The sequence below is a fragment of the Janthinobacterium sp. TND4EL3 genome (genome assembly GCF_900156175.1).
Taxonomy (GTDB): Bacteria; Pseudomonadota; Gammaproteobacteria; order Burkholderiales; family Burkholderiaceae_D; genus Janthinobacterium.
The window spans coordinates 251325-267152 of sequence record NZ_FTMV01000009.1 but is presented as its reverse complement, the minus strand read 5'-3'; the positions used below and the strand labels follow the sequence as shown (position 1 = coordinate 267152).

Annotated in this window: 12 protein-coding genes and 1 pseudogene; 4 read left to right on the top strand and 9 right to left on the bottom strand. The window is 66.9% G+C overall.

Going from position 1 to position 15828, the window contains the following annotated elements; genetic code table 11:
* Positions 1 to 383 precede the first annotated feature (383 nt).
* Complete coding sequence (locus BXA07_RS16170; RefSeq protein WP_212592321.1) at positions 384 to 1670, top strand: OmpA family protein; 1287 nt, start codon at positions 384 to 386, stop codon at positions 1668 to 1670.
* 72 nt (positions 1671 to 1742) lie between these two features.
* Here BXA07_RS16170 and BXA07_RS16165 read toward each other — a convergent pair whose 3' ends face one another.
* The 3 genes from BXA07_RS16165 to BXA07_RS16155 all read right to left on the bottom strand — a co-directional run bounded on the left by BXA07_RS16165 (position 1743) and on the right by BXA07_RS16155 (position 5702).
* Complete coding sequence (locus tag BXA07_RS16165; RefSeq protein WP_076568914.1) at positions 1743 to 4139, bottom strand: TonB-dependent siderophore receptor; 2397 nt, start codon at positions 4137 to 4139, stop codon at positions 1743 to 1745.
* 82 nt (positions 4140 to 4221) lie between these two features.
* Positions 4222 to 5196, bottom strand: a complete 975-nt coding sequence (locus tag BXA07_RS16160) for a FecR domain-containing protein (RefSeq protein WP_212592320.1) — start codon at positions 5194 to 5196, stop codon at positions 4222 to 4224.
* A complete protein-coding gene (locus BXA07_RS16155; protein WP_076568947.1) occupies positions 5175 to 5702 on the bottom strand; it encodes a sigma-70 family RNA polymerase sigma factor in 528 nt (175 codons plus the stop codon). The genes BXA07_RS16160 and BXA07_RS16155 overlap by 22 nt, the downstream gene beginning before the upstream one ends.
* 265 nt (positions 5703 to 5967) lie before the next feature.
* On the opposite strand from BXA07_RS16155, the gene BXA07_RS16150 reads away from it, so the two are divergent.
* The gene (locus BXA07_RS16150; RefSeq protein WP_139335610.1) at positions 5968 to 6576 is read left to right on the top strand and encodes a hypothetical protein; all 609 of its coding nucleotides are present in this window, start codon (positions 5968 to 5970) and stop codon (positions 6574 to 6576) included.
* A 95-nt stretch (positions 6577 to 6671) separates the two neighbouring features.
* Entirely contained in the window at positions 6672 to 7658 is a 987-nt protein-coding gene (locus BXA07_RS16145; RefSeq protein ID WP_076568911.1) for a magnesium and cobalt transport protein CorA, read from the top strand.
* 215 nt (positions 7659 to 7873) lie between these two features.
* Here BXA07_RS16145 and BXA07_RS16140 read toward each other — a convergent pair whose 3' ends face one another.
* Positions 7874 to 8572 carry an alpha/beta hydrolase gene (locus BXA07_RS16140; protein ID WP_076568910.1) on the bottom strand — a complete coding sequence of 233 codons (699 nt, stop codon included), beginning with the start codon at positions 8570 to 8572 and terminating at the stop codon, positions 7874 to 7876.
* Positions 8573 to 8821: 249 nt separating this feature from the next.
* Between BXA07_RS16140 and BXA07_RS16135 the strand changes: the two are divergent.
* A pseudogene (locus BXA07_RS16135) lies at positions 8822 to 9067 on the top strand (IS1595 family transposase); the annotation flags it as partial.
* 239 nt (positions 9068 to 9306) lie between these two features.
* Here the strand turns inward: BXA07_RS16135 and BXA07_RS16130 are convergent.
* Genes BXA07_RS16130 through BXA07_RS16110 form a run of 5 tightly spaced genes read right to left on the bottom strand, consistent with a single transcriptional unit; the run spans position 9307 to position 15676 of the window.
* Positions 9307 to 9849 carry a cytochrome b gene (locus BXA07_RS16130; protein ID WP_083708327.1) on the bottom strand — a complete coding sequence of 181 codons (543 nt, stop codon included), beginning with the start codon at positions 9847 to 9849 and terminating at the stop codon, positions 9307 to 9309.
* A gap of 50 nt (positions 9850 to 9899) precedes the next feature.
* Positions 9900 to 11129, bottom strand: coding sequence for a TolC family protein (locus BXA07_RS16125; protein ID WP_076568908.1), 1230 nt, complete (start codon positions 11127 to 11129; stop codon positions 9900 to 9902).
* Positions 11126 to 11452 carry a DUF3240 family protein gene (locus BXA07_RS16120; RefSeq protein ID WP_076568907.1) on the bottom strand — a complete coding sequence of 109 codons (327 nt, stop codon included), beginning with the start codon at positions 11450 to 11452 and terminating at the stop codon, positions 11126 to 11128. The genes BXA07_RS16125 and BXA07_RS16120 overlap by 4 nt, the downstream gene beginning before the upstream one ends.
* Positions 11439 to 14543 (bottom strand): efflux RND transporter permease subunit, encoded by a 3105-nt coding sequence (locus BXA07_RS16115; RefSeq protein ID WP_076568906.1) that lies wholly within the window; start codon positions 14541 to 14543, stop codon positions 11439 to 11441. The genes BXA07_RS16120 and BXA07_RS16115 overlap by 14 nt, the downstream gene beginning before the upstream one ends.
* Positions 14543 to 15676, bottom strand: coding sequence for an efflux RND transporter periplasmic adaptor subunit (locus tag BXA07_RS16110; RefSeq protein WP_244556301.1), 1134 nt, complete (start codon positions 15674 to 15676; stop codon positions 14543 to 14545). Before BXA07_RS16110 ends, BXA07_RS16115 begins: the two co-directional genes overlap by 1 nt.
* Between the last annotated feature and the right edge of the window lie 152 nt (positions 15677 to 15828).

Genomic DNA, 15828 nt, shown 5'->3' with positions numbered 1-15828 from the left:
TACAACTGGCACCGGCCGCATCAGGGTATTGCTGGCAAGGCACCGATGTCACGGCTTGGTTCTAGTCCGAATAACCTCTTGCAACTTCACAGCTAGCGCCGCCGAGTCGTTCAAGCTCTCTCATCCTTGTTTAATCCATATCAAGCTTCGCTGCGACGTCCGCACAGTTGCGTGACGACTCACTAGACTTGTATGGATGGACCCGTCATTCCAGCCTTTGCCAAAGGCGTGATGAGTATGCTTGTTATCTGTCCAGGCGAGTCAAACGACTTGTCGTGAATTAGGGCGATACTGTGATCATACCGAGACCCCCGCCAGGAGAGGCACCTGTCCCGACGTACAGCAGCGATTCGCTGAGCAAGAAAATAGCGATCCTCGATCTCGTGACGACCTTGACATATAAACTGGCCGTTGCAGCGGGTGCCATCGTCACGCTGACTTATCTGTTTGACATTCAGTTCTTCCCCAGTGGCCTGACGCCAGGGGAAGTGGTGTTCTTTATCTTTGTGGCACTGATGTTCGGTTTTCTGTACTGCATCTTCCTGTTGTTCGGGGCCATGTCTGCACTGTGGCCGCTGCAACTGCTTTCTTTGTCGGAACGGTGTATTGCCACGCGGCGCGCCTTCCATGGGCGCGCGGCCCTGTTTGTCGTTCCAGCCGGGCTGCGTGGCGTTGGCTATTTTCTAGTATCGCTTTCCTTTTTTTTGCTGTCCTTGCATTTTGCTTTCGCCGGCGCACAACCTTCCTTGTTTTTGCTAATACTGATCTTTTTTTGTGCCGGTTTTCTTACCCTTTTTATAAGCACGGCTGGTACGCAAGCGGGTATCACGGTCGCAGGCGCGCAGCCGAAGCCGCAGCGCAGATTGGCACAGCTTGCCGCAGTGTTCGTGGCACCGCTGGTACTCGTGCTGTTCTTCGGGCCGTTCATGAATATGGTGCAGATGGCTTTCCAGCTATTGGGTGTGCGTATTCCCGACGTGAGCATTGAATTGCCCGAGAGCGAGCTCGGTGAAATCGAGCGCGTCACGGAAGTCGTCGGCCGCCCCATCCTTGACTGCCGCAGGGGCGCGGGGGGACGATTGCTGGTACATCATGCCGATGTCTTGTGGACCAGCGTAGGCGGCGTGTCGCTTGTCACGTTCAGTGTACGCACGAAGCCGGAGGCCGGCATTTTCAGCCCCGAACCGACCATCCTCAGGGTTGCCACCTTGCGCCTGGACGCGGCCACGATGCGCATCATCAAGAGCCGGCCTGCGCTGAATCCCTGTTTTGACCTTTCCAATGACTTGCTGTTCAAGACCGCCAGTGCGCAATTATTGCCAACGGCACAAGCGCGTCTGCAGGCTCTTGCCTCAGCCATTCTGGCAGCGGGTGCCCCGAGTGACATTCTGGTGCGGGGTCACAGTGACGCCCGTCCTTTCGCGAGCAACATTGCCGGAAAAGCCGTGGATAACCAGCGTCTATCGGAGCTGCGCGCAGAGGCGATTGTCAATGTGCTCAGAACTGCGCTGCCTGGAAAGAAGCTGACATTTACCGCGGATGGGGCGGGTGCGCGGGAGCTGCGCGTGAAATGCCCTGTCGAGGCAAGTACCACCTCCTATGAAACGGAACAATGCAATGCCTTGAACCGCAGGGTGGAGGTGCGCGTGATGTACGCAAGAACGCAGTAGGCGAGTTGCGGCAACGGCATTTTTCAGCCGTTGCCACCGTTCGCCTGGCGTTTTATGCCGGTACAGCTTGTATCAGAACCGGTACGTCAAGGTTCCCCGCACGCTGCGCGGCGCGCCATACGTGCCTTGCGCATAGGTGTTGATGTTGATGTACTTCTTGTCGAGCACGTTTTCCACGTTCAGCTGCGCCGTCAGCTGGCGCGACAGCTGGTACGTGGCCATCAGGCTCGCCGTGCTGTAGGCTTGCTGCGTGACGCGCTCCTTGCCATTCGGGCCTACATCGTCAAAGTAGAACTTGCTTTGCCAGTTGACGCCGCCGCCCACGGTGAGGCCGGGCTGGACTTTCCAGGTGGCGAACAGGCGCGCCGTCGAGCGTGGCGAGAGCGTGTTGACGTCCTGCTGTTCGCGGTCCCTGGCGCGGAAGTGGCTGGCGCTGGCCGTCACGTTCCAGCCAGGCGCCAGGCGGCCCGACAATTCCGCCTCGATGCCGCGGCTGGTGGCGCCGCGCGCCGCGTAATACGCTTGCGTGGTGGTGCCGGGGACCCGGCGCGCGCCGTCCGGCTGGGCCAGCTTGTCCTGCCTGATCTCGAAGAGGCCGATGGAGCCGTTGGCCTGGCCCCCGGCCCATTCCCCCTTCACGCCCACTTCCATGCTTTGTCCCGTCAGCGGGTCCAGCCAGGCGCCCGCGCGGTCCTGGTTTTCCTGCGGGCGGAAGATGTCCGTGTAGCTGGCATACGCGGAATACGTGTCGTTCAGGTCCACCACCAGGCCCGCGTAGGGCACGAACTTGCTCTTGGCGAAGGCAAAGCGGGCGCTGCCGTCAAAGCCGGTGCGGTCCTTGTCCCAGCGCGTGAGGCGCCCGCCGAGTATCAGTCTGGTGTTCTCGGCCAGGTTCAGGCGCGCCGCGCCATACGCGCCATATTGCTTCGTCGTGTATTGCTCCGACAGCACGGGTTCGCCCCAGGCCGGCTGCGGGTAGCTGCCGTCCCAGGCGAGGAAATTGCCGATCGGCTCGGCGTCGAGCGCTTCCTTGACGCTAAATTGCGCGTGCTGCAGCGTGTAATTGGCACCGACGATGACTTCATGTTCGCGTCCGCCCAGGGTAAATGGTCCCGACAGCTTGACGTCGGCGCTGCGCTGGTCGCGCTGGCCAATGTAGCGGTTCGGGTAGCCGAGCATGCCCAGGCCCGTGATGCGGTCGGGCCGTTCGGCCAGGAAGAGCAGCGGCGTGTCTTCCGTATGCTTGCTGTACATGGCTTGCGCCTGCGCCTTCCAGCCCTGGCCCAGCGCGTGTTCCAAGGTGGCGTGCACGTTGGTCTGTTCCGTGGCCCAGGCGGCCCAGCGGGGCGCCGTGGTGACGGAACGGTCGAAATCGGTGCGCGTGCCGTCGCTGTACCACAGGGGGAAACCGCCCCAGTTGCTGCCTTTCGGGGCATTCTTCTGGTTGCTGGCGCCGACCATGATGACGCTGCCGGGCGCCAGGTCTGCCTCGGCGGTGGCGTAGACGAGCTGGCGCTCGTTCGAATAGCCATTGGTGAAGGACTTGCGGTCCTGCCAGGCAGCCGCCACGCGGCCGCGCACGGAGCCGTCCCCGTTCAGCGGCGCGGCCAGGTCGACCGTGCCGCGGTAATCGCTCCAGGAACCGGCTGCCAGCGACCATTGCCCCTCGAACTGCCTGGCGCCGGCCCGCTTGCGCACAAGGTTGATCGAGGCTGACGGGTAGCCGGCACCCGTCAGCAAGCCCGTGGCGCCGCGCGTCACTTCCACGCGGTCGTAGATCAGCGCATCCATTTCCGATTCGCCGCCCGAATACTGCACCTTATACGTGGTGGGCACGCCGTCGTACTGGAAATTGTCGACGTCGAAGCCGCGCGCGGAAAAGGTGCTGCGTTCCGTGTCGAACTGGTTGACGGCCATGCCGGGCGTATTGCGCAGCACGTCGCGCACCGTCAGCAAGTCCTGGTCATCCATGCGCTGGCGCGTGATGACGCTGACCGATTGCGGCGTCTCGCGCAGGGACAGCACCAGTCCCGTGGCGCTGGCCGTGGCCGGCGTCGTGTACGAATTCGTCCCTTCCGTGCTGGTGCCGCGCTCGGCCGTGGCGCGCACGGCGATGCCGGGCAGGGTGGCCGCCTCGCTGGCGGACGGCAGCCGGCGCACGGCGTAGTGGCCGCCGCCCTGGTCGATAGCAACGAGGCCGCTGCCGTCGAGCAGGCGCGCGAAGCCGTCGGCCACCTGGTAATTGCCGCTCAAGCCCCCGCTGTTCAAGCCCGCGTACAGGCTGGCGGCGCCGGAAATACTGACGCCCGCGTCGGCCGCAAAGGCGGACAGGGCGGTACTGAGGGGGCCGGCTGCCACCTGGTAGTGGCGCGCGGGCGCTTGCTGATGCTGCTGGGCGCATGCGGGCGCGGTCAAGGCCAGGCTGCCCAACAGGGCCAGGGTCATGCTGGTGTTGCGATAATGCTTCATTGCTTGTTTCCCTTCGTTCATGTGTTGGTCCTGTGTGGATTGACGGGGCACATGCGCGAAAGGGACATTTTTTCAGAAGTTTTTATATTGGTTCGACGGAAATCCAGAAACGGCTGTGGCGCCGCACGCGGATGGGGAGCGATGCTTGCAATAGTGATAATTGTTGATCCGTGTCATGCAGCTGGAACACGCCCGACACGCGCAGCCGCGCCACGGCCGGGTCGCAGCGCACGACGCCGTGGCGGTAGCGGGCCAGCTGCGCCAGCACGTCGGCCAGCGGCGTGTCGTCCGCGTACAGCAAACCCTTGAGCCAGGCATCTGCCCGGGGCGCCAGCGGCTGCGGCACCCCGGCGGCCGACGCGTCGAAGCTGGCTTGCCAGCCCGCCTGCACGATGCGGGGCCTGCCTTCGGCGGGCCGCACTTCGACGGCGCCCTGCGCGACGGCCACGCGGGTGCGCGCGCCGAACAGGCTGTCGTCCTGGCGCACCGTGAAGCGCGTGCCGAGTGCGCGGATGCTGCCATTGCTGGTGCGCACGATGAAGGGACGCCCGAGCGGATCGGGGCTGGTCGCCACGTGCAGTTCGCCGGCGCGCAGCTGGACCAGGCGCAGCGCGTCGCTGAAACCGAGGTCGGCGGCGCTGGCCGTGTTCAGGCTCAGGGTGCTGCCGTCGGGCAAGGCAAGATGGCGGATTTCGCCCGTCGCCGTGCGCAGCTCGGCCGTCCATGCCTGCCATGGGGCCACCTTCAGCGTGGCCCAGCCGGCCGGCCCGGCGGCGATCAGCAGGGCCAGGGTCTTCAGGGCGGCACGGCGGGCGGCGCCGCCCGGGCGGTCCAGCACAGGCATGGCCAGCGGCGGGGGCAGCATGCCGAAGGTGCGGCAGACCTGCTCGGCGCGCTGCCAGGCCGTTTCATGGTCGGGGTGGGCGGCGCGCCAGCCGGCCAGCGCCTGTTGCGCGGCGGCGTCCAGTTCTCCGCCTTGCAGGCGCATCATCCAGTGCGCCGCGGCGCGCGCGGCGCGCGCATCGATGGCCGTGCTCATGCCAGCAGCACGATGCATTGGGCGTATGCCTGCACCATGTAGCGCTTGACGGTGCGCTCGCTGACCCGCAGGCGCGCGGCGATGTCCGCATACTCCATGCCTTCGAGCTGCGACAGCAAAAAGGCCGTGCGCACCTTAGCGCCCAGGCCGTCGAGCATGGCGTCGATGCGGTGCAGGGTTTCCAGGATCAATAAACGCTCTTCCGCCGACGGCGCGGCGGGTGCGGGCAGTTGCGCCAGGGTGGCCAGCCAGGCCTGCTCCAGCGACTGGCGGCGGTAATGGTCGATCAGCAGGCGCCGCGCCACGGTGGTCAGGTAGGCGCGCGGTTCGCGCATGGTGACGGCGCGTTCGGCGGGCGTGGCCAGCAGTTTTACGAAGGTGTCCTGCGCCAGGTCGGCCGCGTGGTCGGTGCACGCGAGCTTGCCGCGCAGCCAGCGCAGCAGCCAGGGATGGTGCTCGCCGTACAGTTGGCTGAGGCAATACGGGCTTGGCGGATCGGCGGCAGGGGATACGGCATGCGTCACGACACACTCCAGGTTGGCGCGGAAGTCCATGCGTGGCAGATGCTGGCCCTTCTTAAATGCGAATGGTTCTCATTTTACATGGGAGTATCTGAATGTCAATGAGGATGGCTGGGCTTGATCTTGCTTGCATGGTATGAAATTTCCACATGGAAATATTTAATGTGTTATCTTTTACGGCAACATTAGTTGTATTGCATAAACTAATGTTCCATTTAAACTTATTCTGAATCTGGGTGTCTTTGTGTCTAATCATAGTGTGCGTAGTATGTTGAGTGTCTTGCTGGCTGCGGCCAGCGTGCATGCCGGGGCGACCCAGGCGGTGGACGAAGTTGTGGCGAAGCCGGCGGTGGAAGCCCCGGCAGAGGCGCCTGCCGTGGCGCATCCGGCCGCCTTGCCTGCCGTTGCGAAACTGAGCCTCGTATCCTCGGGCGAGCAGATGGTGGTGGACTACGGCACCAGCAGCAGCGCCGAAGAGTGCAAGGACTTTACGCCGGCGGGCAAGGTGTACGACGCCACGACCTTGCGCGAAAAACTGCTGCCGTTTATCGCGAAGATGGTCGAGCGGTCGCGGCGCATGACGGGCGTGCTGCCGGCCGTGGAGACAACGCTGAGCGCGGGCGAGCCGGTCTGGGTGCAGGCGTACGCCGACTGGCCGGCAGAGCACGGCTTGCGCGCCGGATCCTGCGGCCCGCTGACCCTGCAGCTGACGCCGGAAGCGGGCAAGAAATACCAGGTGGAATTCCGTTTCCTGGGCGATAACAAGTGCAGACAGGTGCTGCTCGATGTGACGGACCCGGCGGCCAGGCAGGAAATCGCGGCGCCCGTCACGGCCGCCTGTGCGGCGCCAAAAAAGTCGCTGTTCGGCCTGTTTTGACGCGGTTTACGGCCGGCGGCCGTCATGCTTAACAGAGTGATAATTGCTGTTCCGCTATACTGAGCGTCCCTCTCGCAGTCAATACCGGAACCACCATGGACCTCAGTACCCACGCAGCCGTCGTCAACTGCGAAGCCTACCGCGATGGCAGGAAGATCGCCCACTTCGACATCGACAAGGCGGGCGATTTCCTCGGCGACCCCAGCTGTTTCGTGTGGATCGGCCTGGCCAGCCCCGATGCCGCCGCCATGCAGGCGCTGCAGACGGCGTTCGGCCTGCACGAACTGGCCGTCGAAGATGCGGAAGCGGCGCACGAGCGGCCCAAGCTCGAGGAGTACGGCGACACCCTGTTCATGGTGCTGCACACGGCCAGCCTCGACGGCGACGCCATCGTCTACGGCGAGACGCACGTCTTCCTCGGTTGCCGTTTTATTATCACCGTGCGCCACGGCCCGTCGGCCGGCTATGCGAAGTTGCGCGAACGCAAGGAAAGCGTGCCGGACAAGCTGGCCAGCGGCCCCGGCTATGTGTTGTACTCCATCATCGACTTCATCGTCGACCAGTACCAGCCCTGCATCGACCACTTGCAGGCCAAATTCCAGCAATACGAAACCCAGCTGTTCAAGCCCAGTTTGAGCGAAGACAAGCTGCAGGATTTCTACCAGCTCAAGACGGAACTGCTGAAACTGGACGCGGCCGTCAACCCGTTGCATGAAATCTGCACCCAGCTGATCCGTTTCCACGGCGATATCGTGCCCAAGGAAAACCGCATCTATTACCGTGACATCCTCGACCACGTGAAGCGGGTCACGCACACGGCGGGGCAGATGCGCGAAATGGTCAATTCCGCCATGCAGGTGGCGCTGGGCCAGATTTCGCTGCGCCAGAACGAGGTCGTCAAGCGCCTGGCCGGCTGGGGCGCCATCCTGGCCGTGCCCACCATGGTCTTCAGCCTGTACGGCATGAACTTCGAGTTCATGCCGGAGCTGAAATGGCGCGGCAGCTATCCGGCCGTCATCGCCGGCATCCTCGTCGGCTGCTACCTGCTGCACCGGCGCCTGAAGCGCGACGGCTGGCTGTAGCGGCCGCCGTTGGCCGCCATGCAAGTATTGGAGAGTTTTTCCGCAAAATAAGCTGCTACGATGAAGTGTCTGAGTGAAGGTGGTTGAAGGTGGATGAACCTCCTTGGCGTGGATAAGGTGTCCCGCCGGCGCCGTACCCCTGTATCGCCGGTATGACACATTGACTCCCCGACGCCACAAGGCTCCTGATCCCCAGGAGCCTTCTTTTTGCCTGTCTATTGCTGCGCCACGGCGCCCGCCGCTTCCAGGATCAACGCCGCCACCTCCACGGGACGCGATGCGAGCGAAGCGTGGCTGGCGTTGAGCGTGATGACTTTGCGCGCCTGCAGGCGTGCCGCCATGCGTTCCTGGTTGACGGGGGAGATCATGCGATCGGCGCTGGACACCTGGTACCAGCTGGGCTTGTGGCGCCAGGCCGGGTCGGCAACGGTGTCGCCGAAGGTGCCCGCCAGCGGCGCCTTCTGGATCACGCCCAGCACGGCGCCTTCTTCCGCATCGAGGTCCTGGCAAAAGCTGTCATGGTATTGCTCGGGCTTGACCCACAGATAGCCGTCGCTGTCGCCTTCCAGGCTGGCCGCGCCCAGCGGCGGGTGTTGCTGCGTGATGCTGCCGGCGCTTTCGCCCGCATCGGGCGCGAAGGCGGCGATGTACACGAGGCCCGCCACATTCGGCGCATTGCCGGCCACGCTGATGACGGCGCCGCCGTAGGAGTGTCCAACAAGCAACACCGGGCCGTCCACCTGCGCCACCATCTTGCGCGTGCGTTCGGCGTCGTCGGCCAGCGACGTCAATGGCAGTTCCACGGCGCGGATGGCCGTGTGGCCCTGTCGGCGCAATTCGGCGATGACGCGGCTCCAGTGGGCGGCGCCGCCCCAGAAACCGTGGACGAGGACGATGGTGGCTTGCTGGCTCATGCGGATACTCCTTGTGGCAAGGGAAACGGCGGAAACCGCACGGTTGCAAAGGCGTGAACGTGCGGCGGACAACTGCGCATCCATTGTAGACCTTCCGGCGCTGCCGCCGGTGTCGCTTTATCTTTGGCTCTGTCTCCGTTAAGTAGGGGATTTCCAGGAATCTTGCTCTGCCCCGGCTGTCCGAGTGTCTATATCAGACAAACAGGAGCCTTCCATGCAGCACGCCAAATGGATCCGTTTTATCGCGCGGGCATCAGCCACGAGGCCGTCGACTTGCGCGCCGGCCTCCCCGTGCAGGGCGCCGCCCATGTACAGAACGTCAACGCCTATCACAGCCGCCTGCGCGCATGGCTGCGGCCCTTTCACGGCGTGGCGACGCGCTACCTGCCGAATTACCTGGCATGGCGCTGGATCCTCGACGCCGGGCGCATCCGCTCATCAGAAGCGTTACTGAAAGCAACGGTGGGAGCATTCCCACACCTGACGGTGACATAGCCCTATTTTTTCCCGGCGCATGGCTTCGCTGGTGCGGCACCAGCACCGGCAAGGTCGTCACCCGCAGCACCGTGCGCGCGATGCTGGAAGCGCCACAGGCGGCGGGTGTGGAAAAGGCGGCGTGTTGTCTGTTCTGGCCATGCCGCATTCCTTGTCGGGTGGAAAGCATGACCAGTATCGGCGGCAGACAGCGAGCGCGACCGAATGCCGCATGAACACAGGCCCAAGGCCAATGCGCGCTACAGCATGCGCTGGAAAACCCCGTCCTTGCCCAGCAGCAGATGCTTGAGGCCTGCCAGCAGGTGCAGCACGACCAGGCCGGCCAGGGTCCAGGCCGCCAATTCATGCAGTCCGAACCATTGCTCGGCCAGCGCGTGGTCGGGCGCGAACCAGCGCGGCAGCGCCAGGCCGAAGAAGGCCGCGCCGCTCTTGCTCAGCAGTGCCCCCGCCAGGCCCGTGGCTGGCACCAGCAGCATGCCCAGGTACAGCAGGCCGTGGCCCAGGCGTGACAGCCGTGCTTGCCAAAATGGCACCGACGGCGGCAAGTCCGCCGGGCGGTGGCCCAGGCGCCAGGCGGCGCGCGCGGCAAGCAGCATGAGCAGCAGCAGGCCCAGCGATTTATGCAGATTGAAGTACACCTCGCTGCCTGGCTCGTCTTCCACTTCCATCATGTACCAGCCCAGGGCCAGCATGACGGGGATCAGCACGGCCATCAGCCAGTGCAGCAGGCGGGCCGGGGCCGCATGGCGCCAGCCCTGCGGATTCATATTGTGCGTGTGCATGGTATTTCCTTTTTGGTGTGTCGGTGGATGATTCATGGTGGCGTGCCGCCTCAGTCGATGGACCAGATGGCGTGCGCGTCGAGCTGCAGGCGCGCCAGCGCCGCCAGTGCCTCGATCTGCGCCGTTTGCGCCGTCAGCGCCGCATCGAGCGCCTGGCGCCGGCCGGCCAGCGCCTCGGCCAGCGGGCATTTGCCCGCCTCGTAGGCGCGCAGCATCAGGTCCGCCTGGCGCGCCGTCTGTTGTTGCACTTCTTGCAATGTAGACCAGATCTCGCGGGTGTGCACGCTGTCGTTGGCCGCCCTCCTGGCCGCCAGGGCGACGCGCAGCTGCGTCTGCGCCACCCGCTCGCGCGCCATCGCCGCCTGGATGGCCGCCGCCGACCTGTCGGCCGCGCGTCCGGCGCCGGGCAAGGGAAAGGACAGGCTTACGCCGAATACGCGCTCCTGTCCGTCGCGTTCGCGCGCCGCGCGCAGCGCCAGCGTGGGGTCGGGCATGGCGTCGCTGGCCTGGCGCCTGGCACGCATGGCGTACAGCTCCGCTTCCGCCTGGGCCAGCTGCAGCTCGTGATTGTCGTGCTCGATGCGCTGGACCCAGCCGGATACGGCCTCGCCGCTCGCCAGCGGCGGGGGCAGCGCGTCGGCCTGCGGACGGGGCAAGCCGGGATAGCTGACGGCCAGCAAGGTCAAGGTCTGCTCGCTGCGCTGGCGCGCCTGCTGCAGCAGGGCCAGCACGCGCCGCTGTTCCGTATCGGCCTGCAGCAGTTCGAGCCCGGCGCCGTCGCCGGCCCGCACGCGGCGCGCGGCGATCGCCTGCAGGCGCTGCGTCACGGCCAGCTGCTCTTCCAGCCGCGCCACGCCGGCCAGCTCGCGCAGGGCGTCGAACCAGTCGCGCAGCAGGGCGCGCCCCGTCTCGTGCCAGGCATCGGCATGCTGCGCCCGCGCCACGGCCAGGCCTTGCTCGCCCAGCGCCTGGTCCTGGCCAGCCTTGCCGAACCAGCGCAGGGGACGCTCCAGCGCCACCTCCTGTTCCCGATAGCGCTCCGCGCCGGGAACGGTGCGGCGGCTGGCGCCCGCGCGCAGCGTCCATTCATGGGGACCGGCGGCCAGCTTGTCGCGTTCGGCGCCGGCCAGTTGCGCATTCAGTACGCCCTCGCGCAGCGCCGGCAGGCTGGCCAGCACCCGCCGCACCTCGGCTTCGGGCGGCAGCGCGGACAGCGCGCCGGGCGCCGCCTGCGCCCCGGCCGCCACGCACAGCAGCAGCGCCATGGCGCGCACCCTCATGCCAGCCTCCCGTGGCACAGCACGGGGCTGATCCAGTAGGCGATGTCGGGCTTGGGCAGCCGTGCCGCCAGCGCGCCTACGAGCAGGCGCAGGTCGGCGTCGATGCCGGCGATCAGGACCAGTTTGCGCCGCCCCCGTCCGCGTACCTGCTCCAGGGTGGAAGGGTAGGCGGCGCCCGGCCCCATGCCTTGCGCCTCGATTACGGAAAACCCGGCGGTCCAGGACGGGTGCAGCAGCAGGAAATCGAGGATGTCCTCTTCGAGGGCGGCGGGCAGGGCCAGCGTCAGCATGGCGTCGCAGGCGGAAGGATCAGGGTGCTGCATGCAGGGCTCCAGTCAAGGGTGGGGTGGGGGCGGACGGCCGCGCCACGCCGTAGCGGCGGAACAGCAGCGGCAGCAGCACCAGGGTCAGCACGGTGGCGCTGAGCAGGCCGCCGATGACGACGATGGCCAGCGGTTTCTGGATTTCCGAACCGGGTCCGGTGGCCAGCAGCAGCGGCACCAGGCCCAGGCCCGTGATACAGGCCGTCATCATGACGGGACGGAAACGCCGCACGGCGCCGTGCAGCACCAGTTCGCCGACGGCCGCGCCGCGCGCATGCAGGTCGTTGAAGCAGGTGATCATCACCAGGCCATTGAGCACGGCGATGCCCATCAGCGCGATGAAGCCGACCGAGGCGGGCACGGACAGGTACTCGCCCGTCACGGCCAGCGCATACACGCCGCCCGTCAGGGCGAACGGGATGTTGACCAGCACCAGCAGGGTTTGCCGGATGCTGCGCAAGGTACAGAACAGCAGCAGGAAGATCAGCGCCAGCGCAACGGGCACGACCAGCGCCAGGCGGGCGGCCGCGCGCTGCTGGTTCTCGAACTGGCCGCCCCAGGCGATGCGGTAGCCGGGCGGCAGCGGCACCTGGCGCGCCACCAGTGCCTTCGCTTCGTCGACGAAGCCGACCAGGTCGCGGCCGCGCACATTCGCACGCACCACCACCAGGCGCGCCGCATTTTCCCGTTCCACCTTGACGGGGCCGTCGACCGTGCGCAGGCTGGCCACCTGGCTCAGGGCGATGGCCGGGCCGTCGGCCGTGGGCAGGCGCAGCTGGCGCAACAGGTCGGCCGACAGCTGCAGCTGTTCGCCGCCGCGCAGCAGCAGGGGCAGCCGCTTGCCGCCTTCGATGACGACGCCCGCCTGGCGCCCCTCGATGAGGGTGCGCAAGTCGCCCTGGACCTGTTCCACGGACAGGCCCAGGCGGCCGGCCGCCACGCGGTCGATATCGACCTGCAGGTATTGCACGCCCGCGTTTTGCGTTGTCAGCACGTCCTCGCTGCCGGCCAGCGTTTGCAGCTGGGCCACGATGCGCGCGGCCAGCGCGCCCAGCGTCCGGTTGTCCGGGCCGTAGATCTTGACGGCCACGTCGCCGCGCACGCCCGACAGCATTTCCGAGGTGCGCATCTCGATGGGCTGGGTAAAGCTGATATTGACGCCTGGAAAGCTCGCCGTGGCCGCGCGCAAGGCGTCGACCAGCGCTTCCTTGTCCGCGCTGCGCCACTGCGCGCGCGGCTTGAGCACGAGGAAGGAGTCCGTTTCGTTCAGGCCCATGGGATCGAGTCCCAGTTCATCGGAGCCCAGGCGCGCCACGATGCGCTGTACCTCGGGCACCTGTTCCAGGATGCGGCGCTCGATGGCCTGGTCCAGGCGCGCCGACTCCTGCAGGTTGATGGATGGCAGTTTTTCGATTTGCATGATGATGTCGCCTTCATCCAGCGTGGGCATGAATGACTTGCCAACATGCAAGAAGACGCCGGCGGCCAGCAGCAGGGCCGCCACGGCCGCGCCGGCGACCAGGCGTTCGCGGCCCAGGGCGCGCCGCAGCAGGGCCAGGTAGGCCGCTTCCATCTTCCGCACCAGGCGCGGCGTGCCCGCGTGGCGTTCGGACAGCAGCAGCGAGGCGAGCACGGGAATGACGGTCAGCGACAGCAGCAGCGAGGCGGCCAGCGCGAAGAGGATGGTCAGCGCCACGGGGGCGAACAGCTTGCCTTCCAGGCCCTGCAGCGTCAGCAGGGGAAGGAAGACGATCATGATCACCAGCATGCCGGCGCTCACGGGCAGGGCGACTTCGCGCACGGCCCGGTAGATGCCGTGCAGGCGCGGCATGCCCGGCTGGACGCGGGCGCCATGGGCCTCGATGTTCTCCACCACCACGACGGCCGTATCGACCAGCATGCCGATGGCGATGGCCAGGCCGCCCAGCGACATCAGGTTGGCGCTCAGGCCATGCGCCTGCATGAGCAGGAAGGTGGCCAGCGCCGCCAGCGGCAGGATGCAGGCGACCACCAGCGCCGAGCGCAGGTTGCCCAGAAAGACATACAGCAGCACGATAACCAGCACGGTCGCTTCGGCCAGCGCGCCCGTGACGCTGGCCACGGCCCGCTCCACCAGCTTGCCGCGGTCGTAGAAGGTGCTGATGCGGGTGCCTTCGGGCAAGCTGGGGGCCAGCGCGTCGAGGCGCGCGCGCACCTGCTGCACCACCTGCTGCGCATTCGCGCCGCGCATGGCCAGCACCAGCGCCTGCACGGCTTCGCCGCGCCCGTCCTGGGTGACGGCGCCGTAGCGCGTCAGCTGGCCGATGCGCACCGTGGCCACCTGGCCCACGTTCACGGCCAGGCCGCCGCGCCGCGCGATGCCGATGGCGCGCACGTCGTCCAGCGTGCGGATGGCCGCGTCGCTGCGGATCAGCAGCGCCTCTTCGCCGCTGCCCAGGCGGCCCGCGCCGTCGCTGCGGTTGTTCGCTTCCAGCGCCTGCTGCAACTGCGTCAGCGACAGGCCGCGCGCCGCCAGGGCGGCCAGGTCGGGCACTACTTCGAAGCTGCGCACCATGCCGCCGAGCGAATTGACGTCGGCCACGCCGGCGATGTTGCGCAGCTGGGGACGGATGGTCCATTCGAGCAGCGTGCGCTTTTCCATCAGGCTCAAGGGTCCCTCGATGGTGAACATGAAGATTTCGCCCAGCGGCGTGGTGATGGGCGCCAGGCCGCCGCTGACGGAGGCGGGCAGGTCCTTCAGCACGCCGGCCAGCCGTTCGCTGACCTGCTGGCGCGCCCAGAAGACGTCCGTGCCTTCCTGGAAGTCCAGCGTGATGTCGGCGATCGCATACTTCGACTGCGAGCGCAGCACGGCCTGGCGCGGGATGCCCAGCAGTTCCTGCTCGATGGGGGCGACGATGCGCGCCTCGACTTCTTCCGGCGTCATGCCGGGCGCCTTCAGGATCAGCTTGACCTGGGTACCGGAGACATCGGGAAAGGCGTCGATGGGCAGCGCGCGGAACGCCTGCACGCCGGCCGCCGCCATCAGCGCGGCCAGCACCAGCACCAGCAGGCGCTGCGACAGCGACAGGGCGATGAGGCGGGCCAGCATCACTGGCCTCCCTGGGCGGGCGCGTCGGCCGCCGGCCCCAGGCCGCTCCAGCTGCCCTTGAGGACCGCCAGGCCGCGCACGGCCACGGCGTCGCCCGCCGCCAGCGCGCCGCGCGCCCAGACCATGCCGCCGCCGGCCGGCGTGGCCTGCACGGGCGTGGCGGCGAAGCCCTTGCCGTTGGCGACAAAGACATAGTCCTGCCGCGTGCCGTGCATGCCGCGTACCAGCGCCACGGCCGGCACGGCCACGCCGCCTGCGCCACCGGCCCGCTGTGCCGGGCGCAGCAGGCGCGCTTCGACAAAGGCGTTCACCTTCAGGCACGGGTCCTGGCCGATTTGCCGCGCGCGCAGCTGTGCGCCTTGCGTGGCGCCGTCGAGGACGGGCGAGATGGCCGTCACGCGCAGCCTGGCGCAGCCTTCGACCTGCAGCAAGTCGCCCACGCGCAGCTGCGGCAGTTGCGTGCGCGTGGCCTGCAACTGCACCCACAGGGGCATGCTGGCGGCCACGCGTGCCAGCAGCGCGCCCGCTTCGACGTGCTGCCCGGCTTCAACGGGCAATGCCAGCACGGTGCCTTCCCGGCCGGCGCGCACCGTCAGCAGCGGCGAGGGGGCGCGCTGTTCGCGCAGGCGCCGCAGCGCCACGCCATCGAGGCCTGCGCCGCGCAGCGCCTGTTCGCGTTCGCCGGCCGCCAGCGTGGCCAGCTGCGCCGCATCGCGGCTCTCGTCAAGACGGGCGCGGGCGATGATGCCGTCGCCGTACAGTGCTTCGTCGCGCGCCAGCCGGGCATGGGCCCGGCGCGCCGCACTGTGCGCTTCCAGGTAGGCGCGCTGCCACTCCAGCCAGCCCTGGCTGTGCAAGGTCAGCAGCGGCGTTCCGGCGCGCACCTGCTGCAAGGTGCTTGCATGCACCTGCTGCACCACGCCTCCGAGCACGGCGCTGGAGACGGCGTTCGCGTCGGGCGGCGCCACCACGGTGCCCGACAGGTACAGGTCATTGCCTGCCGGGGCGGTTTCGCCGGGCAGCGTGGTGACGGCGCGCACGGTGGCAATGCCGGCACGGCTGATTTGCTGCGGAGTCAGCAGCAGTTGCTGCGGCGCGGCGGCCGACAGCAGCGGCCAGCCGAGCAGGGCCACTACTGTCCAGCAAGGCCGGCAGCGGTTAAGATGGAAGGAAGCAGGCATGGGAGGCGGGTGGAAGTCGAAGATGCATGGATGGTCGCCAGCAGATGTTAAGAAGTTCTTAATGTCCGGCCCCTACGCTGCAAGCACGAAATCCCGGACATGAC

Coding starts and splice junctions, on each gene's coding strand:
- BXA07_RS16145 (WP_076568911.1), top strand. CDS start 6,672: ATGGACCTCAGTACCCACGCAGCCGTCGTCAACTGCGAAGCCTACCGC.
- BXA07_RS16120 (WP_076568907.1), bottom strand. CDS start 11,452: ATGCAGCACCCTGATCCTTCCGCCTGCGACGCCATGCTGACGCTGGCC.
- BXA07_RS16165 (WP_076568914.1), bottom strand. CDS start 4,139: ATGAAGCATTATCGCAACACCAGCATGACCCTGGCCCTGTTGGGCAGC.
- BXA07_RS16130 (WP_083708327.1), bottom strand. CDS start 9,849: ATGCACACGCACAATATGAATCCGCAGGGCTGGCGCCATGCGGCCCCG.
- BXA07_RS16140 (WP_076568910.1), bottom strand. CDS start 8,572: ATGAGCCAGCAAGCCACCATCGTCCTCGTCCACGGTTTCTGGGGCGGC.
- BXA07_RS16160 (WP_212592320.1), bottom strand. CDS start 5,196: ATGCATCGTGCTGCTGGCATGAGCACGGCCATCGATGCGCGCGCCGCG.
- BXA07_RS16125 (WP_076568908.1), bottom strand. CDS start 11,129: ATGAGGGTGCGCGCCATGGCGCTGCTGCTGTGCGTGGCGGCCGGGGCG.
- BXA07_RS16150 (WP_139335610.1), top strand. CDS start 5,968: ATGTTGAGTGTCTTGCTGGCTGCGGCCAGCGTGCATGCCGGGGCGACC.
- BXA07_RS16115 (WP_076568906.1), bottom strand. CDS start 14,543: ATGCTGGCCCGCCTCATCGCCCTGTCGCTGTCGCAGCGCCTGCTGGTG.